General features: G+C 68.8%; 24 protein-coding genes. 19 read left to right on the top strand and 5 right to left on the bottom strand.

Going from position 1 to position 25271, the window contains the following annotated elements; translation table 11 throughout:
- Positions 1–12 precede the first annotated feature (12 nt).
- From IB228_RS15720 to IB228_RS15690, 7 genes are read left to right on the top strand one after another with little or no spacing between them, the layout of a single operon-like run.
- Positions 13–1287: an L-fuconate dehydratase gene (locus tag IB228_RS15720; protein WP_192199226.1), complete on the top strand. Its 1275-nt coding sequence runs from the start codon at positions 13–15 to the stop codon at positions 1285–1287.
- Complete coding sequence (locus IB228_RS15715; protein WP_192199139.1) at positions 1287–3068, top strand: alpha-L-fucosidase; 1782 nt, start codon at positions 1287–1289, stop codon at positions 3066–3068. The genes IB228_RS15720 and IB228_RS15715 overlap by 1 nt, the downstream gene beginning before the upstream one ends.
- Positions 3065–3910: an amidohydrolase family protein gene (locus IB228_RS15710; protein ID WP_192199138.1), complete on the top strand. Its 846-nt coding sequence runs from the start codon at positions 3065–3067 to the stop codon at positions 3908–3910. Before IB228_RS15715 ends, IB228_RS15710 begins: the two co-directional genes overlap by 4 nt.
- Before the next feature lie 10 nt (positions 3911–3920).
- Entirely contained in the window at positions 3921–4697 is a 777-nt protein-coding gene (locus IB228_RS15705) for an SDR family oxidoreductase (protein ID WP_183640896.1), read from the top strand.
- Positions 4698–4707: 10 nt separating this feature from the next.
- The gene (locus tag IB228_RS15700) at positions 4708–5046 is read left to right on the top strand and encodes an L-rhamnose mutarotase (protein ID WP_183640893.1); all 339 of its coding nucleotides are present in this window, start codon (positions 4708–4710) and stop codon (positions 5044–5046) included.
- 25 nt (positions 5047–5071) lie between these two features.
- Positions 5072–6310: a sugar MFS transporter gene (locus tag IB228_RS15695; protein ID WP_192199137.1), complete on the top strand. Its 1239-nt coding sequence runs from the start codon at positions 5072–5074 to the stop codon at positions 6308–6310.
- A gap of 28 nt (positions 6311–6338) precedes the next feature.
- A complete protein-coding gene (locus IB228_RS15690) occupies positions 6339–7481 on the top strand; it encodes an alpha-hydroxy acid oxidase (protein ID WP_192199136.1) in 1143 nt (380 codons plus the stop codon).
- A 19-nt stretch (positions 7482–7500) separates the two neighbouring features.
- On the opposite strand, the gene IB228_RS15685 is transcribed toward IB228_RS15690, so the two are convergent.
- The 5 genes from IB228_RS15685 to IB228_RS15665 form a co-directional block, all read right to left on the bottom strand.
- The gene (locus IB228_RS15685; RefSeq protein ID WP_192199135.1) at positions 7501–8265 is read right to left on the bottom strand and encodes a FadR/GntR family transcriptional regulator; all 765 of its coding nucleotides are present in this window, start codon (positions 8263–8265) and stop codon (positions 7501–7503) included.
- Between the two features lie 134 nt (positions 8266–8399).
- Positions 8400–9140, bottom strand: a complete 741-nt coding sequence (locus IB228_RS15680; RefSeq protein ID WP_183640885.1) for an SDR family NAD(P)-dependent oxidoreductase — start codon at positions 9138–9140, stop codon at positions 8400–8402.
- Positions 9141–9469: 329 nt separating this feature from the next.
- Positions 9470–9577 carry a cytochrome bd-I oxidase subunit CydX gene (cydX, locus tag IB228_RS15675; RefSeq protein WP_141454247.1) on the bottom strand — a complete coding sequence of 36 codons (108 nt, stop codon included), beginning with the start codon at positions 9575–9577 and terminating at the stop codon, positions 9470–9472.
- Between the two features lie 12 nt (positions 9578–9589).
- On the bottom strand, positions 9590–10744 hold the full coding sequence (cydB, locus tag IB228_RS15670) for a cytochrome d ubiquinol oxidase subunit II (RefSeq protein ID WP_192199134.1): 1155 nt from the start codon (positions 10742–10744) through the stop codon (positions 9590–9592).
- A 13-nt stretch (positions 10745–10757) separates the two neighbouring features.
- Positions 10758–12332: a cytochrome ubiquinol oxidase subunit I gene (locus IB228_RS15665; RefSeq protein WP_192199133.1), complete on the bottom strand. Its 1575-nt coding sequence runs from the start codon at positions 12330–12332 to the stop codon at positions 10758–10760.
- Between the two features lie 226 nt (positions 12333–12558).
- On the opposite strand from IB228_RS15665, the gene ccoN reads away from it, so the two are divergent.
- From ccoN to cydC, 12 genes are all read left to right on the top strand, one after another.
- Positions 12559–13998 carry a cytochrome-c oxidase, cbb3-type subunit I gene (gene ccoN / locus IB228_RS15660; RefSeq protein WP_183640879.1) on the top strand — a complete coding sequence of 480 codons (1440 nt, stop codon included), beginning with the start codon at positions 12559–12561 and terminating at the stop codon, positions 13996–13998.
- A 13-nt stretch (positions 13999–14011) separates the two neighbouring features.
- Complete coding sequence (gene ccoO / locus IB228_RS15655; RefSeq protein WP_141454251.1) at positions 14012–14632, top strand: cytochrome-c oxidase, cbb3-type subunit II; 621 nt, start codon at positions 14012–14014, stop codon at positions 14630–14632.
- Between the two features lie 16 nt (positions 14633–14648).
- On the top strand, positions 14649–14777 hold the full coding sequence (locus IB228_RS15650; protein ID WP_318288375.1) for a cbb3-type cytochrome c oxidase subunit 3: 129 nt from the start codon (positions 14649–14651) through the stop codon (positions 14775–14777).
- Complete coding sequence (gene ccoP, locus IB228_RS15645) at positions 14774–15709, top strand: cytochrome-c oxidase, cbb3-type subunit III (RefSeq protein ID WP_192199132.1); 936 nt, start codon at positions 14774–14776, stop codon at positions 15707–15709. The genes IB228_RS15650 and ccoP overlap by 4 nt, the downstream gene beginning before the upstream one ends.
- Before the next feature lie 17 nt (positions 15710–15726).
- A complete protein-coding gene (locus IB228_RS15640; RefSeq protein ID WP_192199131.1) occupies positions 15727–16023 on the top strand; it encodes a hypothetical protein in 297 nt (98 codons plus the stop codon).
- A gap of 179 nt (positions 16024–16202) precedes the next feature.
- Positions 16203–17753: a 4Fe-4S dicluster domain-containing protein gene (locus IB228_RS15635; protein ID WP_192199130.1), complete on the top strand. Its 1551-nt coding sequence runs from the start codon at positions 16203–16205 to the stop codon at positions 17751–17753.
- Positions 17750–18262 (top strand): FixH family protein, encoded by a 513-nt coding sequence (locus IB228_RS15630; RefSeq protein WP_183640872.1) that lies wholly within the window; start codon positions 17750–17752, stop codon positions 18260–18262. Before IB228_RS15635 ends, IB228_RS15630 begins: the two co-directional genes overlap by 4 nt.
- Entirely contained in the window at positions 18259–20664 is a 2406-nt protein-coding gene (locus tag IB228_RS15625; protein WP_343227094.1) for a heavy metal translocating P-type ATPase, read from the top strand. The genes IB228_RS15630 and IB228_RS15625 overlap by 4 nt, the downstream gene beginning before the upstream one ends.
- Complete coding sequence (gene ccoS, locus IB228_RS15620) at positions 20661–20903, top strand: cbb3-type cytochrome oxidase assembly protein CcoS (RefSeq protein ID WP_183640868.1); 243 nt, start codon at positions 20661–20663, stop codon at positions 20901–20903. Before IB228_RS15625 ends, ccoS begins: the two co-directional genes overlap by 4 nt.
- Positions 20893–21618, top strand: a complete 726-nt coding sequence (locus IB228_RS15615; protein ID WP_192199128.1) for a sulfite exporter TauE/SafE family protein — start codon at positions 20893–20895, stop codon at positions 21616–21618. The genes ccoS and IB228_RS15615 overlap by 11 nt, the downstream gene beginning before the upstream one ends.
- Entirely contained in the window at positions 21615–23309 is a 1695-nt protein-coding gene (cydD, locus tag IB228_RS15610; RefSeq protein ID WP_192199127.1) for a thiol reductant ABC exporter subunit CydD, read from the top strand. Before IB228_RS15615 ends, cydD begins: the two co-directional genes overlap by 4 nt.
- Positions 23306–25024 (top strand): thiol reductant ABC exporter subunit CydC, encoded by a 1719-nt coding sequence (gene cydC / locus IB228_RS15605; protein ID WP_192199126.1) that lies wholly within the window; start codon positions 23306–23308, stop codon positions 25022–25024. Before cydD ends, cydC begins: the two co-directional genes overlap by 4 nt.
- Positions 25025–25271 lie beyond the last annotated feature (247 nt).

The following is a 25271-nucleotide window of genomic DNA, read 5'->3' as shown; positions in this document are numbered from 1 at the left end:
CGCGTCACCGGGATGCGGGTCGAGGATCTGCGCTTCCCCACCTCGCAGCACCTGGACGGTTCGGATGCGATGAATCCGGATCCGGACTATTCGGCCGCCTACGTGGTGCTGGAAACCACGCGCGACGGACTGGAAGGCCACGGCCTGACCTTCACCATCGGCCGCGGCAACGAGATCTGCTGCGCCGCGATCGAGGCGATGCGGCATCTGGTGGTCGGGCTGGATCTGGACTGGATCGCGCAGGACATGGGCCGCTTCTGGCGCCACGTCACCTCCGACAGCCAGCTGCGCTGGATCGGCCCGGACAAGGGCGCGATGCACCTGGCCACCGGCGCGGTGGTCAACGCGGCCTGGGATCTGTGGGCCAAGGCCGAGGGCAAGCCGGTGTGGCGGCTGGTCGCCGACATGACCCCGGAACAATTGGTGCGCTGCGTCGATTTCCGCTACCTGAGCGACGCCATCACGCCGGAGGAAGCGCTGGCGCTGCTGCGCGATCGCGAAGCCGGCAAGGCCGGGCGCATCGCCACCCTCGAACGCGAGGGCTATCCCTGCTACACCACCTCGGCCGGCTGGCTGGGCTATCCGGACGACAAGCTCCGCCGGCTGTGCCAGGAAGCGGTGGACGCCGGCTTCCGCCACGTCAAACTCAAGGTCGGCCGGGATCTGCAGGACGACATCCGCCGGGTGACCATCGCCCGCGAGGTGCTGGGACCGGATCGCCGGCTGATGATCGACGCCAACCAGATCTGGGAAGTCGGCCAGGCCATCGACTGGGTGAAACAGTTGGCCTTCGCCCAACCGTGGTTCATCGAGGAGCCCACCAGCCCCGACGATATCGCCGGGCATCGCGACATCCGCCAGGCCATCGCGCCGGTGCAGGTCGCCACCGGCGAGATGTGCCAGAACCGGATCATGTTCAAGCAGTTCATCGCCGGCGGCGCCATCGACGTGGTCCAGATCGACGCTTGCCGCGTGGGCGGGGTCAACGAGGTGCTGGCAATCCTGCTGATGGCGGCCAAGTACGGCCTGCCGGTGTGCCCGCACGCCGGAGGTGTGGGCCTGTGCGAATACGTGCAACATCTGGCGATGATCGACTACGTCTGCATCGCCGGCACCCGCGAGGGTCGCGTGGTGGAATACGTCGACCACCTGCACGAACACTTCCAGGACCCCTGCGTGATCCGCGACGCCGCCTACCTGCCCCCGACCGCGCCCGGCTTCTCCATCACCATGAAGGACGCCAGCCGTCGCCAGTACCTGCATCCCGCGCCCGGCGGTGGCCCCTGATGCGGGCCACGGCGCGCCGCCGATCCGCCCTGCCGGCCGCGCTGCTGTCCGTCGCGCTGTCGCTGGCGGCGGGCTGCGACGAACAGCGGCCGACCAGCACGCCGCCCGCACACGACGGCACGCCCGCCGCGGCCACCACGCTTCCGGCCGCCGATCCCGCCGCGCGCATCCGCCACTGGCAGGAGCAGGGCTACGGCATGTTCGTGCACTGGGGCCTGTATTCCGAACTTGGCGGCGTATGGAACGGCCAGCCGGTGACGCGCGGTTACTCGGAGCAGATCCAGAGCTGGGCCAACATTTCCCATGACGAATACGCGAAGGTCGCCGCACGCTTTTCGGCGCCGAAGTTCGACGCCGACGCGATCTGCAAACTGGCGCAGGACGCCGGCGCGCGCTACGTGGTGGTCACCAGCAAGCACCACGACGGCTTCGCGATGTTCGATACCGCGAGCACCGACTTCGACATCGTCGATCGCACGCCGTTCGGCAAGGACCCGATCAAGCTGATCGCCGAGGCCTGCCGCGCGCGCGGCATCGGCCTGGGCCTGTATTTCTCGCTGGTGGACTGGCACGCCGGCCATCCCTTCGACCCGGACAACGGCAACCCGATTCCGGCGTCGATGGAACCGCTGATCGAAAAGCAGATCACCGAGCTGATGACGAACTACGGGCCGATCACCGAGGTGTGGTTCGACATGTCCACGCCGACGCCGGAGCAGAGCCGCAGGTTCGCCGGCATCGTCCATCGCCTGCAACCGGCGGCGGTCATCAATGGCCGCATCTGGAACAACGTCGGCGACTTCGTCACCCTCGGCGACAACGAGGCGCCACCGCCGTCGATGCAGCCGCCGTTCGAAGTGCCGGCGTCCATCTACCACGCCACCTGGGGCTACCGGAGCTGGCAGCAGCGCGACGATCTGCCGGGCAAGGTGCGCGAGCTGGCCAACGGCCTGGTGCAGGCGCGTAGCGCCGGCGGCAACTACCTGCTCAACATCGGCCCGATGGGCGATGGCTCAATCGTGCCGTTCGAGGCCGACGTCCTGCGCGGCATCGGCCAGTGGCTGCATCGCCACGGCAATCTCGCGATGACCGCGCGGCCCAGCGGGCTGCCGCCGCAGGCCTGGGGCAGCACGCTGGTGGACGACAAGGCGCTCTATCTGTTCGTGCGCGACTGGCGCGGCGGCAAGCTCGTCGTCGAAGGCCTCGCCAATGATCCGCGCGGGATCCACATCGATGGCAATGACACCGCGCCGCCGCTGGCCTGGCGTCGCGACGGCGATGCGCTGGTGATCGATCTGCCCGCGGGGGTACCGGACGCTGTGCTTCCGGTGCTGCGTGTTGAATTGCAGGGCGCGCTCCGGATCATGCCGGCCGATGCGGCCGCGGTCCCCGCTTCCGGCATCGCGACGCTGCCGCATTCGTCCTGGCATCCCGGCACCAGCTTCGCGTTCGGCAGCGGCTATCGCAGCCAGCGCTCGACCACGGTATCGCTGCGCGCCATGCTGCGGCCCGAACAGGCGCAAGCCGCCGCATGGTTGCGTTTCTCGGGCGTGCAGGCGGCATCGGCGCAACGCTATCGCATCCGTGTCGGCGAACAGGCACGCGAGGTGGACGCGGCCACGTTGCGCGGGCAGGCCATCGGACCGTTCGCGATCCCTGCCGCTGACGCGGGCGCGACTCCGGTGACGATCGAACTGGCCGCACCCGCTTACCCCGCGCAGGATCTGGAACTGCGCTTCGACGCGATGTCGATTTCGCCGCGGGCGGACGCCGCGCCGTGATCGCCCGCGTCGACGCCCACCAGCATTTCTGGCGCTACGCGCCCCGGGACTATCCCTGGATGGGCGACGGCATGGACGTGCTGCGGCGCGACCGGTTGCCGGAAGATCTGGCGCCCTTGCTGCAAGCCGCCGGGCTGGACGCGTGCATCGCGGTGCAGGCGCGCGCCGACGAGGCCGAGAACACCTTCCTGCTCGACCTCGCGCAGCGGCACGCCATCATCGCTGCGGTGGTCGGCTGGGTGGATCTGTTCGCCGCCCATGCGGAGGAGCGGCTGGCGCACTGGCGCGCGCATCCGCGCTTCGCCGGCGTCCGCCACCTGCTGCAGGACGACCCTGACGTGGCCGCGACCCTGGCCGACCCGCGCTTCGCGCGTGGCGTCGAGGCGGCGCAGCGGCAGGGCCTGGTCTACGAAATCCTGGTGCGTGGACCGGCGCAGCTGGCCGAGGTGCCGGCGTTCTGCGCGCGCCACGATCGCCATTGGCTGGTGCTGGATCACCTCGGCAAGCCCGCCATCGGCGGCGACGGCGAGGCCGACTGGCGGCGGCACCTGCATGCGCTGGCCGCGCAGCCGCACGTGCTGTGCAAGGCGTCGGGACTGGTGACCGAAGTGGTCGGCGCCGGGTTGGATCGCGATGCGATCCTCCGACACCTGGATGCCGCGCTGGAAGCGTTCGGCGCGGATCGATTGATGTTCGGCTCGGACTGGCCGGTCTGCCTGCTGCGCGCCGACTACGCCGCGGTCGCGGCGCTGGTGCGAGACTGGGCGGGCCGATTGTCGGAAACCGAACAGGCGCAGTTGTGGGGCGGGACCGCCCTGCGCTGCTATGACGTACACGGCTGAGGGGGTCGTGATGGATCTGGAATTGCGGGACAAGGTGGTGATCGTGACCGGCGGCGGCGCCGGCATCGGTGGCGCGATTTCACGCGCACTGGCGCGCGAGGGCGCGATTCCGGTGATCTTCGGGCGCAGTCCGCTGGACGCCGCATTCGAGGATGAATTGCGGCAGGCGCAACCACGCTTCCGTTTCCACCAGCTCGATCTGGCCGACGCGGACGCCTGCGAGCGCGCGGTGGCCGCGACGCTGGCCGAAAACGGCGCATTGCACGGCCTGGTCAACAACGCCGGCGTCAACGACGGCGTCGGGCTGGAAGCCGGTCGCGATGCGTTCGTGCAGTCGCTGGAGCGCAATCTCATCCACTACTACGTGATGGCGCACCTGTGCGTCGACGCGCTGAAGGCCAGCCGCGGCGCCATCGTCAACGTCTCCTCCAAGACCGCGATTACCGGCCAGGGCGGCACCAGCGGTTACTGCGCCTCCAAGGGCGCGCAGCTGTCGCTGACCCGCGAATGGGCCGCCTCGCTGGCCGCCGACGGCGTGCGGGTGAACGCGGTGGTGCCGGCGGAAGTGATGACCCCGCTCTACCAGAGCTGGCTGTCCGGCTTCGACGACCCGGATGCCAAGCTGGCCGATATCACCCGCCGCATCCCGCTGGAACGGCGCATGACCCGCGCCGACGAGATCGCCGACACCGCGGTGTTCCTGCTGTCCGCGCGCGCCTCCCACGTCACCGGCCAATGGCTGTTCGTGGATGGCGGCTACACCCATCTGGATCGCGCCCTGACCTGAGGAAATCCCGATGCGCCATTGCCTGGCCCTCGATCTGCACGACGATCCGGATCTGATCGCCGCCTACGAGCACTACCACCGGCAGGTCTGGCCGGAAGTGCTGGCCCACCTGCGCACGCAGGGCGTGCGCGAGCTGGAGATCTTCCGGCTGGGCACGCGCATGGTGATGGTGATGGACACCGACGACGCGGTGTTCGACGCCGCGCGCATGGCCGACGCCGAGCGCGACGATCCGCGCCTGCGCGCCTGGGAAGACCTGATGTGGTCGTTCCAGAAAGCCACGCCGTGGACGCCGGAAGGCACCAAGTGGACCCCGATGCAACCGATTTTCCGCCTGACCGACGCCTGACCCTCTTTCCGCAGGAGCTTCCACCATGCCCGCAATGCCCGGTACCGCCTCCCCGACCCTGCAGGACAGCGGCGCGCAACGCTACCGGCTGGCATTCATCCTGGTGACCTGCCTGTTCTTCCTGTGGGGCTTCTCCTACGGGCTGCTGGACGTGCTCAACAAGCATTTCCAGGAAACCCTGGACATCACCCGTGCACGCTCGGCGCTGCTGCAGGCCGCCTACTTCGGTGCCTACTTCCTGATGGCGCTGCCGGCCGCCGCGCTGATGGAGCGGCATGGCTACAAGACCGGCATCCTGCTCGGCCTGGGCTTGTTCGCCTGCGGTGCGCTGCTGTTCATTCCCGCCACCCGCGCCGGCGTGTTCGAGTACTTCCTGTTCGCCCTGTTCGTGATCGCCTGCGGGCTGGCCTGCCTGGAGACGGCGGCCAATCCCTATGCCACCGTGCTGGGTCCGGCGGAAACCTCGGAACGCCGCCTCAACCTGGCGCAATCGTTCAACGGCCTGGGCACGTTCATTGCGCCGTTCATCGGCGGCAAGCTGTTCTTCGGCGCCTCGACCTCGGGCATTTCCGGCAGCCACGGCGTGCAGCTGATCTACGTCGCCACCGCGGTCGTGGTCATCGCCATCGCGGTGCTGATCTGGCGGACACGGATGCCGGAAGTCTCCGGTGAAGCCTCCGCCGCCGTGGCGCCGGTTCCCCCTGTGCCGTTGTTCTCGCAACGCCATTTCGTATTCGCGGTGATCGCACAGTTCTTCTACGTCGCCGCACAGGTCGGCGCGGGCGCATTCTTCATCAACTATGCGGTCGATCACATCCCCGGCCTGTCCTCCGAACGCGCCGCCTACCTGTTGGCGGTGGCGCTGGGCTGCTTCCTGGCCGGGCGCTTCCTGACCACCGCGCTGATGGGCACGATTTCGGCGGCTCGCCTGCTCAGCGTGTACGCCGTGATCAACATCCTGCTGTGCGGCGTGGTCATCTCCGGCATGGGCAAGGTCTCGGTCGCCGCCCTCATCGCCGTGTTCTTCTTCATGTCGATGATGTTCCCGACCATCTTCGCGCTGGGCATCAAGGGCCTGGGCGCGCAAACCAAGCGCGGCGCCAGCTTCATCATCATGGCCATCGTCGGCGGCGCCATCGTGCCGTGGTTCATGGGCCGGCTGGCGGATGTCGCCGGCATCGAGACCGCGTTCTGGATTCCCGCCTTCTGCTTCCTGGTGGTCGCGCTGTACGGTGTTTACGCGCGCCACCACCCGCAGTCCTGACCGTACTTCGACCCGAACCGTTTCCATCATGACCCCGATCACCTGCAACGAGGATCTCCGCCAGCTGGCGATGCGCCGCGCGCCGCGCGCGATCTTCGACTACGTCGACCGTGGCTCGTATGACGAGCACACCCTCAACGGCAATCGTCGCGCGCTGGACGCGCTGATGCTGCGCCAGCGGGTGATGATCGATGTGGACCAGCGATCGCTGGCCACCACCATGGCCGGCGAGGCGGTGAGCATGCCGGTGGGATTGGCGCCGACCGGGTTGACCGGCATCCTCCACGCGGACGGCGAAATCCTCGCCGCGCGCGCGGCCCAGGCCGCCGGCGTGCCGTTCACCCTCAGCACGGTGTCGATCTGCTCCATCGAGGCGGTGCGCGCGGCGGTGGAAAAGCCGTTCTGGTTCCAGCTGTACGTGATGCGCGATCGCGATTTCGCCGCTTCGCTGATCCAGCGCGCGAAGGCCGCGCAATGCTCCGCGCTGGTGCTCACCGCCGATTTGCAGATCCAGGGCCAGCGCCATCGCGACATCAAGAATGGCCTGACCGTGCCGCCAAGACTGACCGTGGGCAACGCGCTGGATCTGCTGCGCCGCCCGCGCTGGGCGTGGGGCATGCTGCGCACGCCGCACCGCAACTTCGGCAACCTGGCCGGTTTCATTCCCGGCGGCGGCAAGGGGATGACCACGCTGTCGCAATGGATCGGCAGTCAGTTCGATCCCACCCTCAGTTGGCAGGACGTGGCCTGGGTGCGTTCGCTGTGGCCGGGCAAGCTGATTGTGAAGGGCATCCTGGACGCGGACGACGCGCGTGCGGCGGTCGATGCCGGTGCGGATGTGATCGTGGTGTCCAACCATGGTGGCCGCCAGCTCGATTCCGCGCCGCCGGCGATCCTCGCCTTGCCGCAGGTGGTGGCGGCGGTCGGCGACCGCTGCGAGATCTGGTTCGACAGCGGCGTGCGCAGCGGCCAGGACGTGCTCAAGGCGCTGGCGCTGGGTGCGCGCGCCACGCTGATCGGCAAGGCCTTCCTGTACGGCCTCGGTGCGATGGGCGAACGCGGCGTCACCACCGCGCTGGACCTGATCCGCCGCGAGCTGGACGTGAGCATGGCGCTGACCGGCACCCGCGACGTGCGCGAGATCGGTCCGCAGGTGTTGTGGCGGCCCTAGGGCGGATTGTCGCGGGGGTTCAGCGCTCGCCGCCGGAGAAGATCCGGATCACCGAATCCAGGTGCCGTTCCATCGCGGCGCGCGCGGCGTCCGGATCCCGATCGCGGATCGCGTCGACGATGGCTTCGTGCTCCAGCTCCGAGCGGCGCGGCATGTCTTCCACCGTGTACAACGCCTGCACGCGCTGGAACATTGCACCGTACTGGTGGCCCAGCAGGTGCCGGATCAGCAGCGAATAGGCGGGGTTGCCGCTGGCGTCGGCGATGCGGATATGCAGCAGCCGATCACCGGGATGGGTGGTGGAGGCGTGCTGGTTGTCGGCGATGTTGCGCTGCAGGGCTTCCTCGATGCCGGCGATCTGATCGTCGGTGGCGTTCTCGGCCGCCAGCGCGGCGGTTTCCGGTTCCACCAGCCGGCGGGCGCTCAGCAGCGAGAACGGCGGGATTTCGGCATCGAAATCGGCCACCACGCCCAGTTCCGGATCCAGTGTCCACGGATTGAGCTGGCGGGCGCGATCCAGCGCATGTTCGGCCGGCGGCGCCTCGTCGGCGTCCGGTCCCACCACGCTGACCCCGTCGCCCACCCGGACCCGCACCAGGCCCAGCACCTCCAGCGCGATCAGCGCCTCGCGCAGCGAGGTGCGGCTGACCCCGAACTGCTGCGATAGCTCGCGCTCCGGCGGCAGGTAGCTGCCCGGCGGAAATTCGCCACGGTTGATCATGCCGCGCAGCTGGTCGGCGATCTGCTGGTAAAGACGGCGGTTCTGGATGCTCTTGACTGGCATGTCCGGGGCTCCGCATCCGGCGGGCTTGCTGGGAACATGCGGCGATTATAGGCCAATCCCCGTACCGTCCCGGACGGTCGGGGCCGGCGTGTACCGAAGCGGCGGGGCGCACCGCGCCCCGCGCTCCCGATTCGTCACTGCGCCGTGTAGCCGCCGTCTACCAGCAACGAGGCGCCATTGACGAAGGAAGCATCGTCGCTGGCGAGGAACAGCACCGCACGAGCGACTTCCTCCGCCCGGCCCAGCCGGCCCATCGGATGCAGCTTCTCCAGCGCGTACCTGCCCTCGGCCGGGACGTCCTTCAGCAGCGGCGTGTCGATGTAACCCGGGCAGACCGCATTGACGCGGATGCCGCGCGCGCCGTAGTCGATGGCCAGGGTCTGGGTCAGCAGCTTCACCCCGCCCTTGGCCGCCGCGTAGGCGGTGACGCCCTGCTTGCCGACGTGGCTGTGGATGGAACCGCAATTGACTATGACGCCGCCACCCTGCTTGAGCATCTGCTCGATGACGTACTTGTCGCACAGGTAGACACCGGTGAGGTTGATGCCGATGGTGCGGTCCCAGGCCGCTTCGGACAGCTGGTCGATCGGACCGTCGGCGGCGATGCCGGCGTTGGCGAACAGCACGTCGATGCGACCGAACGCGGCGACGGTTTCCGCCACCATCCGCTGCACCGCCGCGCTGTCGGTGACGTCGGTCTTCACGAACAGGGATTTCGCGCCCTGCTTCGACAGTGCGTCGGCGACCGCCTGCCCGTGATCAGAGAAATCCGCGATCACCACATGCGCGCCGCGCTCTGCGAACAGCTTCGCGCTGGCCTCGCCGATGCCGCTGGCACCGCCGGTGACGATGACGACCTTGTTGTTGAAATCCATGTTGACGCTCCTGGCCGTGGGGGCCGATGTGAACTTTCAACAGGTTAATCCCTGCTGCCTTTACCCATGCCGAGTCCAGCGCCAATGACAGTCGAATCACATTGTCCCAGTCGTCGCACCGCCGTCATTCCAGCGAAACCTGGAATCCATTTTCGCCGGGTTTCTCGACGTCCAGGACCACTCACCATCACGGCAAATGGATCACGGCATTCGCCGGGACAATGATGGAATGGCGATGCAGGCAGGGACATGCCGGGGATTCGCCACGCGACACGCTGGCGGCATTGGCTTGCGGAGATGGCGTGCACGGGCACGCCGCCGCTCTCCACTCAATCGCTCTTGCGCTTGTCCGTATCCCGCATCTCGTACCACATGCCATTGAGGATGGCGAAGCTGGCCGCGAGTCCGGCGCCGAGTATCCAGCTGAAATACCACATGCGTGCTTCTCCTCAGTAAGCGTTCGGATTCTGGTCGTGATCCAGGCTGTCCTCGCCGACCTTGCCGCGCATCACCCGGTATACCCAGGCCGTGTAGGCCAGGATGATCGGCAGGAAGAACGCGGTCACCAGCAGCATGATGAACAGCGTCAGGTGGCTGGAAGACGCATCCCACACCATCAGGCTGGCGCCGGGATTGAGCGAGGACGGCAGCAGGAAAGGAAAGGTGGTCAAGCCGAAGGTCAGCAGGATGCCGGCAATCGCCAGCGCCGAGGACAGGAACGCCAGTCCGCCCTTGCCCGCGCGCAGGCAGAGCGCGCTCAGCAGCGCACCCAGCACGCCCAGCACCGGGAACAGCCAGATCACCGGCCAGCGCGCGTAGTTGCCCATCCACGCGCCCGGCTGCGCGATCACCACCTTGGCCAGCGGATTGGACGGACCGGCCGGATCCATGGCGACCTGCAACACGTAACCATTCAATCCCTTGGCCAGCCAGACACCGCCGATGACGAACAGCACCGCGGTGGCGATCGCGGCCACGCCGCCATAGCGGCGCGCGCGCCGGGCGATCGCGCCGTCGGTCTTCATCGCCAGCCGTCCGGCGCCATGGGCGACCAGCATGCACACGCTGACCAGGCCGCACAGCAGCGCGAAGGGCGTGAGCAGTCCGAACAGTCCGCCCTCGTAGTGCGGGCGCAGGATGTCGTCGAAGGTGAACGGCGCGCCGAGCAGCACGTTGCCCATCGCCACGCCGAATACCAGTGCCGGCACCAGCCCGCTGACGAACAACGCCCAGTCCCATACCGCGCGCCAGCGAGGGTCCGGCACCTTGCTGCGGAACTTGAAACCGACCGGGCGCAGGATCAGCGCGACCAGGATCAGGAACATGGCGATGTAGAAGCCGGAGAAGCTGACCGCGTACAGCGGCGGCCAGGCGGCGAAGATCGCGGCGCCGCCGACGATCAGCCAGACCTGGTTGCCCTCCCACACCGGGCCGATCACGTTCAGCGTGATCCGGCGTTCCTCGTCGGTGCGGGCCACCGCCGGCAGCAGCGTCGCCACGCCCAGATCGAAGCCGTCCATCACCGCGAAGCCGATCAGCAGGATGCCCAGCAGCGCCCACCAGATCAGGCGCAGGGTCGGATAGTCGAGCGGAATGGTGTCCATGGACGCGCTCCTCTCAGATGGCCGTGACCGGCGGGGTGGCGGGTGCGGTCGCGCCGTGCGGTTCCGGCGAGAGCTCTTCCGGGCCCTTCAGGATCAGCTTGCGCATCAGCCATATTTCGACCACCGCCAGCACCGTATAAATCGTGACGAAGCCGCTCAGGGTGATCAGGATCTGGTGCAGCTTCAGGCCCGAGGCGGCGAAGAAGGTCGGCAGCACGCCATCGATCACCCACGGCTGGCGGCCGTACTCGGCGATCAGCCAGCCGGCCTCGATCGCGATCCATGGCAACGGCAGGCTGTAGAAGGCCAGCCGCAGGAACCAGCGCCGCTTGTCCAACTGGTGTTTGCTGGCCAGCCAGAACGCGAAGGCGAAGAAGGCGATGAAGTAGAAGCCCAGTCCGACCATCAGGCGGAAGCTCCAGAACAGCGGCGCCACGTGCGGCACGGTGTCGAACGCGGCCTTGACGATCTCCTCGTCGGTCGCGTTGGCGATGTCCTCGCGGTACTTCTTCAGCAGCAGGGCGTGGCCGATGTCGCGCCAGTGGGTTTCGAACATGTACCGCGCGTGGGAATCACCGCGGTTGGCGCGCAGTTTCTGCAGGTTCTCGTAGGCGACGATGCCGTTGCGGATGCGCCCTTCGGCGCGCTCGACCAGTTCCAGGATGCCCGGCATCTCCTTGTTGAGCGAACGGGTACCGATGATCCCCATCACGTAGGGGATATGCACCGCGTAGTGGTTGGTGCGGGTTTCCTGGTCGGGAATGGCGAAGGCGTTGAAGCCCGCCGGCGCCGGCTCGGTTTCCCACATCGCCTCGATCGCGGCCAGCTTCATCTTCTGGTTCTCGCCGACCGCGTAGCCGCTCTCGTCGCCCAGCACTACCACCGACAACGCCGCGGCCAGGCCGAAGCTGGCCGCCACCGCCATCGAGCGCTTGGCGAAGTCGACGTTGCGGCCGCGCAGCAGGTAGAACGCGCTGATCGACATGACGAACATCGCCCCGGTCACGTAGCCGGCGCTGACCGTGTGGACGAACTTGGCCTGCGCGACCGGGTTGAAGATCACCGCCATGAAGTCGGTGATCTCCATGCGCATGGTCTCGGGGTTGAACACCGCCCCGACCGGGTTCTGCATCCAGCCATTGGCGACCAGGATCCACAGCGCCGAGAAGTTGGTAGCCAGCGCGACCAGCCAGGTGACCGCCAGGTGCTGGACCCGGCTGAGCCGGTTCCAGCCGAAGAAGAACAGGCCGATGAAGGTCGCTTCCAGGAAGAAGGCCATCAGGCCCTCGATTGCCAGCGGAGCGCCGAAGATGTCGCCGACGTAGTGGCTGTAATAAGACCAATTGGTCCCGAACTGGAACTCCATCACAATACCAGTGGCGACGCCCATGGCAAAGTTCACCCCGAACAGGGTGCCCCAGAACAGGGTCATCCGCCGCCACACGTCCCGTCCGGTCATGACGTAGACGCTCTCCATGATGGCCACCATGAAGGACAGGCCCAGGGTCAGTGGCACGAACAGGAAGTGGTACATCGCCGTGAGGGCGAATTGCAGGCGGGACAGCTCGACAACGGTCATGTCCGGCATGAGGGAGGCTCGGCAGCGGTGTCGAGGGGGATTCTAGACCCCTGCCGGGCAAGGGCGGGGGTGACAATCTGTCGCACCCTGGACCTTGTACCGGGTTGCCAACATGCCGCCCGTGGTTCGCTGACCACTCCCTGTCCGTATTTCCCCCCTCCCGGTTGATTCAAATCAATGTGGGCGGGGGCCGATGGGGCTGAAGATCATGGTGTTGAGCCTAGGAGCAGGTGGCATGCAGAGCGTGCGGGGTACTTATAACGACAAGGTGGTGCGCCAGTTCGCGGTGATGACCGTGGTCTGGGGCATCGTGGGGATGGCCGTGGGCGTGTTCATCGCCGCCCAGCTGTACTGGCCGGCGCTGAATTTCGATCTGCCATGGCTCAGCTATGGCCGGCTGCGCCCCCTGCATACCAATGCGGTGATCTTCGCGTTCGGCGGCAGCGCCCTGTTCGCGACCAGCCTGCACGTGGTCCAGCGCACCTGCCACGTCCGGCTGATCTCGGACAAGCTGGCCGCGTTCGTGTTCTGGGGCTGGCAGGCGGTCATCCTGGCGGCCGCGATCACCCTCCCGCTGGGCATGACCCAGGGCAAGGAATACGCCGAGCTGGAATGGCCGGTCGACCTGCTGATCACCGTGGTCTGGGTGGCCTACGCGGTGCTGTTCTTCGGCACCATCGCCAAGCGCGCGGTCAAGCACATCTACGTGGCGAACTGGTTCTACGGCGCCTACATCATCGCCGTGGCCCTGCTGCACATCGTCAACAACATCGCCATCCCGGTCGGCTTCACCAAGTCCTACCCGGTCTACAGCGGCGCGGTCGACGCGATGGTGCAGTGGTGGTATGGCCACAACGCGGTCGGCTTCTTCCTGACCGCCGGCTTCCTCGGCATGATGTATTACTTCGTGCCCAAGCAGGCCGGTCGCCCGGTCTACTCCTACCGACTGTCGATCGTCCACTTCTGGGCGCTGATCGCGGTCTACATGTGGGCCGGCCCGCACCACCTGCACTACACCGCGCTGCCGGACTGGGCGCAGTCGCTGGGCATGGTGTTCTCCCTGATCCTGCTGGCGCCGTCGTGGGGCGGTGCGCTGAACGGCATCCTGACCCTGTCGGGCGTGTGGCACAAGCTGCGCACCGACCCGATCCTGAAGTTCCTGATCGTCGCCGTGTCGTTCTACATGATCGCGACCTTCGAGGGACCGATGATGTCGATCAAGACGGTCAACTCGCTGAGCCACTACACCGACTGGACGGTCGGCCACGTGCACGCCGGCGCGCTGGGCTGGGTGGCGATGATCTCGGTGGGTTCGATCTACGCGCTGCTGCCGCGCCTGCTGGGCCGGGACAGCATGTTCTCGACCAAGGCCATCGACCTGCACTTCTGGCTGCATACCCTGGGCGTGGTGTTCTACATCGCCTCGATGTGGATCGCCGGCGTCATGCAGGGCCTGATGTGGCGCGCCACCAACGCCGACGGCACGCTGACCTACAGCTTCGTCGAGGCGCTCAACGCCACCTATCCGTACTACCTGATCCGCCTGGGCGGCGGCCTGCTGGTGCTGAGCGGCATGGGCGTGATGGCGTGGAATACCTGGAAGACGTTTGCATCCGCGCGTTCGACCGCACCGCAACCGATCCTGCCGGTTGACGTTTCCGAAGTGCGCGCCTGAGGACGAGACCGACATGAGCAACAGCAACTCCCACGAGAAAATCGAGAAGAACATCGGCCTGATGGCCATCCTGATCGCGGTGGTCGTGTCGTTCGGCGGCCTGGCCGAGATCGTGCCGCTGATGTTCCAGGCCGAGGCCATCAAGCCGCTGGAAGGGGTCAAGCCCTACCCGGCCCTGCAACTGGCCGGCCGCGACGTGTACGTCCGCGAAGGCTGCTACAACTGCCACTCGCAGATGGTCCGCACCCTGCGCTTCGAGAGCGAGCGCTACGGCCACTACTCGCTGGCCGGCGAGTCGGTCTACGACCGTCCGTTCCAGTGGGGCAGCAAGCGCACCGGGCCGGACCTGGCCCGGGTCGGCGGCCGCTACTCCGACGACTGGCACCGCGTGCACCTGATCAACCCGCGCGACGTGGTACCCGAGTCGAACATGCCCGGCTTCCCCTGGCTGGAGAAGAACAAGGTCGACGGCGAGGCCACCGCGCGGCGGATGGGCGCGCTGAAGGCGCTGGGCGACCCCTACACCGATGCCGAGATCAAGGCCGCGCCCGAGGAACTGAAGGGCAAGACCGAGCTGGACGCCGTGGTGGCGTACCTGCAGGCGCTCGGCAAGCACGCACCGCGGGGAGGCTGAGATGGTGTCCGGAATCGTGACCGCAATCCTGCTGGTGCTGTTCATCGGCGGCTGGATCTGGGTATGGAGCCCGCGCCGCAAGGCCGAATTCGATGACGCCGCGGCGCTGCCGCTGAACGAGGAAGACGAGGAGTACAAGGCATGAACAGCGGCTGGTCGTGGTACGTCATCGCCCTGGTGGCGCTGAACATCGTCGGCTGCGCGTGGTTGCTGTGGTGGACGGCGCGCCGTCGCCCGGGCGATCCGGCGCCGGAGGAAACCAGCCATGTCTGGGACGGCGATCTGACCGAGTACAACAAGCCCTTGCCGCGCTGGTGGATCAACATGTTCTACCTGACCATCGCGTTCGGCATCGGCTACATCGCGTGGTACGGCGGCCTGGGCGGCTACGCCGGCGCCGCCGACTGGTCTTCGGCCGGCGAACACGCCGCCAAGAAGAAGGTGGAGGACGCCAAGCTGGAACAGACCTTCAAGCCCTACGCGGACCAGGCCATCGACAAGCTGGCGCAGGATCCGAAGGCGCTGTCGCTGGGCCGTTCGATCTTCAACAACACCTGCGCCACCTGCCACGGTTCGTCCGCGCAGGGTGCGATCGGCTATCCCAACCTGACCGACGACATCTGGCACTGGGGCGGTTCGCCGGAGAAGGTGCTGGAAACGGTGCTGGACGGCCGCGACGGCGTGATGCCCGAATGGGGCACCGCGCTGACCGGCATGGGCGGTCCGAACGCGGTCGACTACACCATCGCCTACGTGCGCACGCTCGGCCATCCGGATCAGCTGATCAACAACTTCCCCGCCTCCCAGGGCAAGAAGCTGTACGAAGGCGTGTGCGTGGCCTGCCACGGCGTGGACGGCAAGGGCAACCAGGACCTGGGCGCGCCCGACCTGACCGACGACTACTGGTTGTACGGCGACAGCAGCGAGAGCCTGCGCCAGACCATCGGCAAGGGCCGCCATGGCATCATGCCGGCGCACCGTGAGCTTCTCGGCGAGACCCGCGCGCGCCTGGTCGCCGCGTACGTCTGGTCGCTGTCGCACAAGGGCAACAAGGAAACCGCCGCCGCCTCGCCATAGAAGGAAACGTCGTCGCCATGACCGATTTCAGCGAACCCCGACTGGACCATCCGCCCCGCCCGCTGGCACAGCGGATCGGGGCCATCCTCTGGCCCAGTTTCTTCGCGGCGGGCGTGGCGACGATGGTGTTCTTCGCCTTCGTGGATCCGCTCCAGCTGCGCGACGTGACCTTCCCCGACTGGCCGTTGACCCGCGAGCTCGGCTACACGCTGGGCTTTTTCATGTTCTGGCTGGCGACCGCCTCGTCCAGCCTCTTTACCTGGATACTCCTGCGGCCTTCCAGCCGCTTCAACCGCGCGCTGCCGCCGGAATGAAAGCCTGGAGCGGGCCTGCGACAAACCGTCGCTCCCGCTCCTGTCGTGCGCGCCGGAGACTGGATCCGTCCGGTACTCCCTCAACGCCACGCCGGTAACCCCCGGCGAAGCCATGCCATGAACGTTCCGATTCCGCTTTACCGCAAATCCCAGCTCCCATCGCGCAACGGAGTATCGCCATGAGCCGGCAGATCCCGATCGACGTGGTGGACGACCAGGGCAATTCGCTCTACGTCAGCGAACGCAAGATCTACCCGCGCGACGTGTCCGGCCGCCTCAACCGCCTGCGCGTGGCCGCGGTGTTCTGGCTGCTGGGCATGTTCTACGTGTTCCCGTGGCTGCGCTGGGACGGCCGCCAGGCGGTGCTGTTCGATCTGCCGGCGCGCAAGTTCTACGTGTTCGGGCTGTCGTTCTGGCCGCAGGACTTCCTGTTCCTGGCGCTGCTGCTGATCATCGCGGCGATGGCGCTGTTCTTCTTCACCACCCTGGCCGGGCGCCTGTTCTGCGGGTACGCCTGCCCGCAGACGGTGTGGACCGAAGTGTTCCTGTGGATGGAGCGCTGGACCGAGGGCGACCGCGGCCAGCGCATGAAGCTGGACGCCGGCCCCTGGAACGGGCAGAAGATCCTGCGCAAGGGCGGCAAGCACGCGATCTGGCTGCTGTTCGCGCTGTGGACCGGCTTCACCTTCGTCGGCTTCTTCACTCCGATCCGCGATCTGGCCGTGCGCGCGCCGCTGGAATGGGGCGGCTGGGAAACCTTCTGGGTGCTGTTCTACGCGCTGGCCACCTGGGGCAACGCCGGCTTCCTGCGCGAGCAGGTGTGCAAGTACATGTGCCCCTACGCGCGCTTCCAGAGCGCAATGTTCGACCGCAACACCCTGATCATCGCCTACGACCCGATGCGCGGCGAACCGCGTGGCCCGCGCAAGCGCGGCCTGGGCAGCGTGCTGGAACGCGCGCGCGGCCTGCTCGACAAGGCCACCGCCTACGACTACGTGTTCCGCGCGTACCAGCATCCCACCGCGGCCGACAACCGCCTGCACGCGCGCGGCACCATCACCTTTGCCGGCGCCGGCGCGCACGCCGAGCCGCTGCCGAAGTTCGCCCCGGATCAGCTGGGCGACTGCATCGACTGCACCATCTGCGTGCAGGTCTGCCCGACCGGCATCGACATCCGCAACGGCCTGCAGTACGAGTGCATCGCCTGCGGCGCCTGCATCGACGCCTGCGACGATGTGATGGGCAAGATGGGGTATCCGAACGGCCTGATCCGCTATTCGACCCAGAACGCCATCGACGGCAAGGGCACCCGCGTGCTGCGTCCGCGCGTGTTCGTCTACGGCACCATCCTGCTGGCGCTGCTGGCCGCCTGGGCCTGGGGCGTGACCCACCGCAGCGACGTGATCGCCGAGGTGCTGCGCGATCGCAACGCGCTGTACCGCGACGTCGGCGGCGGGCGCATCGAGAACAGCTACACGCTCAAGCTGGTCAACAAGGATCAGCAATCGCACCAGTACCGCATCGTGCTGGAATCGGACACCGCCGGCATCACCCTGGCCGGTGGCGGCAAGCAGGTCCAGGCCGATGCCGAGGAAGTGCTGTCGCTGCCGCTGGTCGCGACCGCGCCGTCCAGCGTGACCGGCCGGCACGCCATCCGCATCCGCGTCGAACGCGAGGACGGCGTGTCCACCAAGATCGTCGAGAGCAGCTACTTCGGACCCGTCCCATGACCCCGCAACCCAAAGTCCCCCTCTGGCGCATTCCGGTGATGTGGCTGGTGATCGGCCTGCCGATCGCCTCGATCGTCGCCGGCGTCGGCCTGGTCTACATCTCCGTGCGCGCCGGCGGCGCCGACGCGGTCACCGACAAGGTGGATCGGATGGCGCAAATCCAGACCACCGACCTCGGTCCGGACCAGCGTGCGCAGTCGATGAAGCTGGCGGCGGTGCTGCGGGTGGACGCGGGCGTCGTGGAAGTCATTCCGGTCAGCGGCGAATTCGATCGCCGCGCGCCGCTGGAGCTGCATCTGCAACATCCGACCAAGGCCGAGGAGGACCGCCGCCTGCGCCTGCCGCCGGCCGGCAACGGTTGGCGTCTGGATGAAGCGGTGGACGCCTCGCACGCGTGGAAGGTGCAACTCGGCCCGGCCGACGGCCAATGGCGCCTGCGCGGCCGCCTGCCCAAGGCGCAGCGCGCCACGCACCTGTCGCCCTCGTTGCAGGACGACGCCGCCTCGTGAGCGCAACGGCGCCTTCGCCGCATTGCTACCACTGCGGCGAGGCGCTGCCGGCCGCACCGGTGCTGCGTCCGCTGGACGGCCAGACCGCGGGATTCTGCTGCGAAGGCTGCGCCGCGGCGGCCGAATGGATCCGCCATTCGGACCTGGGCAGCTACTACCGCCTGCGCAGCGCCGCGGCCGGACGCGTGGACGCCGAGCCGGTCGATCTGGGCATCTGGGATCGCGAGGAGTTGCAGGCCGAACACAGCCATCCGGTCACCGGCGGGCGCGAGATCATCCTGCTCACCGACGGCATGCGCTGCGCCGCCTGCGCCTGGCTGATCGACCGCGCGCTCACCCGCGAGGAGGGCGTGCTCGACAGCACCGCCAACGCGGTGACCGGACGCATCCGCATCGCCTGGGATCCGCAGCGCGCGGCGCTGTCGCGGATCCTGCAGCGGCTGTCCATGCTCGGCTACCGGCCCTATCTGGCCGGCGGCGAGGCCAGCGAACGCGCGCGCCTGGACGAGCGCAAGCGCTGGCTGCTGCGGCTGGGCATCGCCGGTCTGGGCGCGTTACAGGCGATGATGTTCGCCGAGGCGCTGTACCTGGACGTAGACCGGACCATGCCGGTGCCCACGCGCGATTTCTTCCGCTGGCTGACCTTCCTGGTGTCCACGCCGGTGGTGTTCTACTCCGGCTGGCCGTTCCTGGCCGGCGCCTGGCGCGAACTGCGCGAACGCCACCTCGGCATGGACACGCTGATCGCCGGTTCCACCCTGCTCGCCTACCTGGCCAGCCTGGTCGAAACCATCCGTGGCGGCGTGCATGTCTGGTACGACGCGGCGGTGATGTTCGTGTTCCTGCTGCTGGCCGCGCGCATGCTGGAACAGCGCGCGCGCAACATCGCCACCGCCCAGGTCGATGCGCTGGCGCGGGCGCGCCCCGCCTTCGCCACCCGCGAGCGCGCCGACGGCAGCCGCGAGTCGGTGGCGGTCGGCAGCCTCGCCGCCGGCGACGTGGTGCGGGTGGCCGCCGGCGACAACGTGCCCGCCGACGGCGTGCTGCTGGACACCGACGCGGTGTTCGAGGAAGCGCTGCTGACCGGCGAGTCGCATCCCATCCACAAGCGCGCCGGCGCGTCGGTCTACGCCGGCACCGTGTGCCGCGAGCACCCGGCGCGGCTGCGGGTCACCGACGTCGGCAGCGCCACCCGGCTCTCGCAGCTGGCGCGGCTGGTCGATCAGGCGCAGGCGCACCGGCCGCCGATCGCGCGCGCGGCCGATCGCATCGGCGGACGCTTCGTCGCCGGCCTGCTGCTGGCGGCGCTGGCGGTGTACGTGTTCTGGTATTTCCACGATCCCGCGCGCGCCTTCGAGGTGACCCTGGCGTTGCTGGTGATCAGTTGTCCTTGCGCGCTGTCGCTGTCGGTGCCGACCGCGCTGGCCGCTGCGCACGGCACCCTGGCGAAGCTGGGCGTGCTGGCGACCCGCGCCGATGCGCTGGACACGCTCTCGCGCGCCAGCGACATCGTGTTCGACAAGACCGGCACGCTCAGCGATCCGCGCGCGTTGAGCGTGGAGGCGCAGGGCCTGGACGATTTCGATCGTTCGCGCGCGCTCGCGCTGGCCGCGGCGCTGGAGCGCGACAGCGGCCATCCGCTGGCCGCCGCGTTCCTCCAGGCCGCCACCGACGCGGACGTGGACACGCTGCGCGCCGAGCGGGTGGAAACCGTCACCGGCCGGGGCGTGCAGGGCCGCATCGATGGCCAGGCGTGGCGGCTGGGCCAGGCCGGGTTCGCCAGCGGCGGCGAAGACGATGGGGCGATCTGGCTGGGCGATGGCACGCGTGCCGTCGCGCGGTTCGTGCTGCGCGAATCGGCGCGTCCCGACGCCCGGGACGCGCTGGCGGCGCTGCGCGCGCAGGGCTACGCGGTGCATCTGGCCAGCGGCGACGGCGTCGCGCCGGTGCAGCGCTTCGCCGCGGAAATGGACATCGCCGATCCGCGCGCGCGGCAAACGCCGGAGGACAAGCTCGCCTTCGTGCATGAACTGCAGGCGCAGGGCCGGATCGTCGCGATGGTCGGCGACGGCATCAACGACGCGCCGGTGCTGGCCGGCGCGGACGTGTCGGTGGCGATGGGCCAGGGTGCGCCGCTGGCGCAGCGCGCGGCGGATCTGGTGATGACCGGCACCTCGCTGTCGCGCCTGCCCGCCACCGTGGATCTGGCCCGCCGCACCCGCCGGCTCATCCGCGAGAACCTGGCCTGGGCGCTGGCCTACAACGTGCTGGCGCTGCCGCTGGCCGCCACCGGCAAGGTCACCCCGTGGCTGGCCGCGCTGGGAATGGCGCTATCCTCGCTGCTGGTCACCGCCAACGCCCTGCGCCTGACCCGCGTGCCCACGAGCAAGTCCGCACCATGACCATTCTGTTGATGCTCATTCCGATCAGCCTGGTGCTGCTGGGCCTGGCGGTCGCCGCCTTCATCTGGGCGGTGCGGCGCGGCCAGTTCGACGATCTGGACACGCCCGCGCTGGACATCCTCGACGACGAGGACGCGCGGAAACCCGCGCACGCGTCGAAGCCATCCGCACCGGAAGGCGACGGCGCGGCACCCGCGACGGACGCGGCGCGCGACACGGGCAAGGACGATGCCGGTTGACAGCCTCACCCTGCTCGCGGCGCTGCTGAGCGGCCTGCTGGGCGGCGTGCATTGCGCCGCGATGTGCGGCGGCATCGCCACCGGATTCTCCGCGATGAACCCGCAACGCGGCTGGGGCGCGGCCTTGCAGGTCAACCTCGGTCGGGTCGGCGGCTACGTGCTGGCCGGCGCGATCGTCGGCGGTTTCGGCGGCGGGCTGCTGAAAGTGTTCCGATTCGACAACCTGGCACTGGTCCTGCGCATGGCGGTGGGCGTGGTGCTGGTGCTGGTCGCGCTGCGCCTGCTGGATCGGCGCGCGCGCCTGCAGTTCCTGTCGCGTCCGGCGGCGCGCGTGTGGCAGTGGTTGCGGCCGTTGCAATCGCGCCTGCTGCCCGCCGATCGCGCGTGGCGCCGGATCGCGCTGGGCATGCTGTGGGGCTGGCTGCCCTGCGGACTCAGCCTGAGCCTGCTGACCGCCGCGTGGTTGCAGGCCAATGCGCGCGACAGCGCGCTGACCATGCTTGCCTTCGGCCTGGGCACGCTGCCGATGATGGTGCCGCTGACCTGGTCGGGCGCGCGCATGGGCCGCTGGCTGCAACGGCCGGGCGCGCGCATGGGCGCGGCGATGATCGTGCTGTTCGCCGGCCTGCTCACCCTCGCCGGACCGTGGCTGGCGCACGCGCCGGCACTGCATGGCCTGCTCAGCGCGCTGGGCTGCCGCACCCTGCCGACATGAGCGACGTGGCGGATGCGCGCGCGCCCGACGCGGCGCGACACCTGAAGGCATTCGCCGCGCTCGGCGCGCGTCCGCTGCGCCTGGCCGGCGTCTGCACGGTGCTGGCTGGCGCGCTGCTGGTGCCGCAGGCGCTGCTGATCGCGCGGGCGATGCAACAGGTCTTCGTAGACCATGCGCCGGTGCGCGCGGTGGCGGCGCTGCTGGCCGGACTGGCCGTCGTCGGCATGTTGCGCGCGTTGCTCGGATGGGCGTCGCGGCGGTTGGCCGACGAAGCGGTGGAAACAGTGCGCGTGCAGGTACGTGCACGGCTGGCGCGCCGCCTGATCGCGCGCGGCCCGCGTTGGCTGCGCCACCGGCGCAGCGGCGAACTCGCCGAGACGCTCGGCGGCCACGTCGATGCGCTGGAAGGCTACCTCGGCGGTTTCCTGCCGGTGCGGCTGGAAGTGGTGGCGGTGCCGTTGCTGATCCTGATCGGCGCGTTCTGGGCCGACCGCGTGGTCGGCCTGATCCTGCTGCTGACCCTGCCACTGGCGCCGATCTTCATGATGCTGGTGGGCTGGGGCGCGGAAGCGGCCAGCCGCCGCCAGTTGCAGGCGCTGGCGCGGATGGGCGGCCATTTCGCCGATCGCCTGCGCGGCCTCGGCCTGATCCGCCTGTACGGACGCGGCGACAGCGAACTGGCCGGCATCGAACAGGCCGCCGAAGGCCTGCGCAGCAGCAGCCTGAAGGTCCTGCGCATCGCCTTCCTGTCCTCGGCGGTGCTGGAGTTCTTCGCCTCGCTGAGCGTGGCGATGATCGCGCTGTACCTGGGCCTGTCCTACCTGGGCATGCTCGATCTGCGCGGACCGCCGCTGGATCTGGCGACCGGCGTGTTCTGCCTGCTGCTGGCGCCCGAGTTCTACGCGCCGCTGCGGCGGCTGGCGACGCACTACCACGATCGCGCCGCCGCGCTGGCCGCGGCGGGCGAGATGGCGCATCTGCTGGAAGACATCGAACCCGAGACCGCGCCGCCATCGCCGGCGACCGCGAACGCGGCCAGCGATCCGCGCGCGCCGGCGCTGCGGGTGGAACGCCTGGCGCTGCGTCCCGCCGCCGGTGCGCCGCTGGCGCTGCGGGATCTCTCGTTCGCGCTGGAAGCCGGTGGACACCTCGCGATCGCGGGCGCCAGCGGCGGTGGCAAGAGCACGCTGCTGGAAGCGCTGGCCGGCTGGCTACCGCCCGCCGGAGGATCAATCCAATACGACACGCCGCCGCGCATCGGCTATGCCCCGCAGCGACCGTTCCTGTTCCAGGGCACGCTGGCCGACAACCTGCGTATCGCCGCACCCGGCGCCAGCGACGCGGAACTGGAACACGCCGCCGAAGCCGCCCAGGTGATGCGCTTCGCCCGGCGCCTGCCGCAAGGCCTGCATACCGCCATCGGCGAGCGCGGCTTCGGCCTGTCCGGCGGCGAGGCGCGGCGCGTGGCGCTGGCCCGATTGTTCCTGCGCAAACCCGGCCTGCTGTTGCTGGACGAACCGACCGCCTTCCTCGACCCGGAAACCGAACAGGCCGTGCTCCAGGCGCTGGCGGAGTTCGCGCGCGGACGCACGCTGATCATGGCCACCCACAGTCCGGCGGCGATGCGGATGGCTGGGCGCGTGCTGGATCTCCACCACGCATGCCCGCGTGTGCCGGAGGCGTCGCCATGAGCGCGCGGCCGGACGATCTGGGCGGCGTGTTGCGCCGCCATGCCGGCGGCATCGCGCTGACCTTCGCGCTGCTGCTGACCACCCTGCTGGCCGGCACCGGCCTGCTCGGCCTGGCCGGACATTTCCTCACCGCCGCGGCGCTGGCCGGCAGCGCGGCGATCGGCTTCAACTTCTTCGGTCCGTCGGCCGGCATCCGTGCATTCACCTTCGCCCGCATCCTCTCGCGCTACGCGGAAAAGCTGGTCGGCCACGACGTCACCCTGGCGCTGGCGAAGGATCTGCGGGTGTGGTTCTTCCGCCGCGCGCTGCCACTGGCGCCGCTGGGGCTGGGGCGCTATCGCGTGGGCGATCTGCTGGCGCGACTGGTCGCCGACATCGAGGCGGTCGACGGCCTGCTGGTGCGCGCGCTCGGGCCGCTGGTGTCGCTGGCGACGGTGCTGTCGATCGGTGTCGCCGTCGCAGCCTGGTGGCTGCCCGTCGCCGGACTGTTGCTGGCGGTGGCGTTCGTCCTGATCGCGGTGGCGGTGCCGTGGGCGATACAGGCCGGCGCGCGCGGCCTGGAACGCGAACGCGCCGAAGCACGCGCGCGCCTGCGCTACGCGGTGCTCGAAGGGCTGGAAGGCGCCAGCGATCTGGTCGCGCTCGACGCGGCGGATGATTGGCTGGCGCGGGTGGATGCGGACGCACTGGCACTGGCCGGACGGGAGCGCCAGCGCAAGCGGCGGCTCGCGCTCGGCGTGCTGCTCCACGGCCTGCTGGCGGCGGCGCTGCTCCCGGCGCTGGGCTGGCTGCTGTTCGACGCGGTCGATGCGCGGCGCTTGTCCGCGCCCGCGGCGGGCGGCCTGTTCTTCATGACCCTCGCCCTGCTGGAAGCCGCCGCCGGCATCGGCGTGGCATGGCAGGCCTGGCAGGCCGCGCGCGCCTCCGCGCGGCGGCTGGACGAGGTGGCGATGCAGCAACCGGAGATTGACGAGCCCGACGATCCCGTCGCCGTGCCCGCGCAAGGCCCGCTGGTGCTGGAAGGCGTGGCCTTTGCGTGGCCGGGCGAAGCGCGCCGGCTGCTGGATGGCGTGGATCTGGTGCTCGCGCCGGGACGTCGCATCGCCATCCGCGGCGACAGCGGCGCCGGCAAGTCATCGCTTCTCGCATTGCTGCTACGCCTGCGCGATCCCGACGCAGGCCGGCTGCTTTACGCGGGCCACGATCTGCGCCGGTTCCGCGGCGCCGACTGGCATTCACGCCTGGCCTGGCTGCCGCAGGACGCGCCGATCTTCGCCGGCAGCGTGCGCGACAACCTGCGGATCGGCGATCCCGGCGCCGACGATGCAAAGCTGTGGCGGGCGCTGGCGCAGGTCCGGCTGGACACGCTGGTACGAAACTGGAGCGACGGCCTCGATGGCTGGGTCGGCGAAAGCGGCGCGACCCTCTCGGCCGGCCAGGCGCGGCGCCTGGCACTGGCGCGCGCGCTGTTGCGCGATACTCCGCTGCTGCTACTCGACGAGCCCACCGAAGGCCTGGACCAGGACACCGCCGACGCGCTGATGCGCGATATCGCCGAGGCCGTCGCCGATCGCGCGGTCCTGATCATCACCCACGCGCCCCTGCCCCCCGGCACCGTCCACGAAAGCCACCGCCTGATCGACGGCCGCCTTTGGCCGGATCCCGAGGAGCGGAGCGAGCTCCGCTCTACACCAAGCCACATCGCCTCTTCGTAAAGCGGAGCAAGCTCCGCTCCACGCCAAGCCACATCGCGTCCTCGTAGAGCGGAGCTCGCTCCGCTCCGCGATGCCTCATGCGCACGTCAAGCCATCATCCGCACAACAGGCAAAAAGAAAGCGGAGCAAGCTCCGCTCTACACAAACTCATCGCCTCTTCGTAGAGCGGAGCTCGCTCCGCTCCGCGATGTCTCATGCGCACGTCAAGCATCATCCGCATAACAGGCAAAAGAAAAGCGGAGCAAGC

The sequence above is a fragment of the Pseudoxanthomonas sp. PXM04 genome, assembly GCF_014851695.1.
GTDB lineage: Bacteria > Pseudomonadota > Gammaproteobacteria > Xanthomonadales > Xanthomonadaceae > Pseudoxanthomonas_A > Pseudoxanthomonas_A beigongshangi.
The sequence above is the reverse complement of the archived record's forward strand: the minus strand, read 5'-3'. Positions and strand labels throughout refer to the sequence as shown.

Bases quoted from the DNA above. Each gene is read 5' to 3' on its own strand.
- ccoS (WP_183640868.1), top strand. From the start codon at position 20,661: ATGACCATTCTGTTGATGCTCATTCCGATCAGCCTGGTGCTGCTGGGC.
- IB228_RS15700 (WP_183640893.1), top strand. From the start codon at position 4,708: ATGCGCCATTGCCTGGCCCTCGATCTGCACGACGATCCGGATCTGATC.
- IB228_RS15695 (WP_192199137.1), top strand. From the start codon at position 5,072: ATGCCCGCAATGCCCGGTACCGCCTCCCCGACCCTGCAGGACAGCGGC.
- IB228_RS15685 (WP_192199135.1), bottom strand. From the start codon at position 8,265: ATGCCAGTCAAGAGCATCCAGAACCGCCGTCTTTACCAGCAGATCGCC.
- IB228_RS15635 (WP_192199130.1), top strand. From the start codon at position 16,203: ATGAGCCGGCAGATCCCGATCGACGTGGTGGACGACCAGGGCAATTCG.
- cydX (WP_141454247.1), bottom strand. From the start codon at position 9,577: ATGTGGTATTTCAGCTGGATACTCGGCGCCGGACTCGCGGCCAGCTTC.
- ccoO (WP_141454251.1), top strand. From the start codon at position 14,012: ATGAGCAACAGCAACTCCCACGAGAAAATCGAGAAGAACATCGGCCTG.
- IB228_RS15680 (WP_183640885.1), bottom strand. From the start codon at position 9,140: ATGGATTTCAACAACAAGGTCGTCATCGTCACCGGCGGTGCCAGCGGC.
- IB228_RS15630 (WP_183640872.1), top strand. From the start codon at position 17,750: ATGACCCCGCAACCCAAAGTCCCCCTCTGGCGCATTCCGGTGATGTGG.
- ccoN (WP_183640879.1), top strand. From the start codon at position 12,559: ATGCAGAGCGTGCGGGGTACTTATAACGACAAGGTGGTGCGCCAGTTC.
- IB228_RS15640 (WP_192199131.1), top strand. From the start codon at position 15,727: ATGACCGATTTCAGCGAACCCCGACTGGACCATCCGCCCCGCCCGCTG.
- IB228_RS15715 (WP_192199139.1), top strand. From the start codon at position 1,287: ATGCGGGCCACGGCGCGCCGCCGATCCGCCCTGCCGGCCGCGCTGCTG.
- IB228_RS15720 (WP_192199226.1), top strand. From the start codon at position 13: ATGCGGGTCGAGGATCTGCGCTTCCCCACCTCGCAGCACCTGGACGGT.
- IB228_RS15615 (WP_192199128.1), top strand. From the start codon at position 20,893: ATGCCGGTTGACAGCCTCACCCTGCTCGCGGCGCTGCTGAGCGGCCTG.
- cydC (WP_192199126.1), top strand. From the start codon at position 23,306: ATGAGCGCGCGGCCGGACGATCTGGGCGGCGTGTTGCGCCGCCATGCC.
- IB228_RS15705 (WP_183640896.1), top strand. From the start codon at position 3,921: ATGGATCTGGAATTGCGGGACAAGGTGGTGATCGTGACCGGCGGCGGC.
- cydD (WP_192199127.1), top strand. From the start codon at position 21,615: ATGAGCGACGTGGCGGATGCGCGCGCGCCCGACGCGGCGCGACACCTG.
- cydB (WP_192199134.1), bottom strand. From the start codon at position 10,744: ATGGACACCATTCCGCTCGACTATCCGACCCTGCGCCTGATCTGGTGG.
- IB228_RS15690 (WP_192199136.1), top strand. From the start codon at position 6,339: ATGACCCCGATCACCTGCAACGAGGATCTCCGCCAGCTGGCGATGCGC.
- ccoP (WP_192199132.1), top strand. From the start codon at position 14,774: ATGAACAGCGGCTGGTCGTGGTACGTCATCGCCCTGGTGGCGCTGAAC.
- IB228_RS15665 (WP_192199133.1), bottom strand. From the start codon at position 12,332: ATGCCGGACATGACCGTTGTCGAGCTGTCCCGCCTGCAATTCGCCCTC.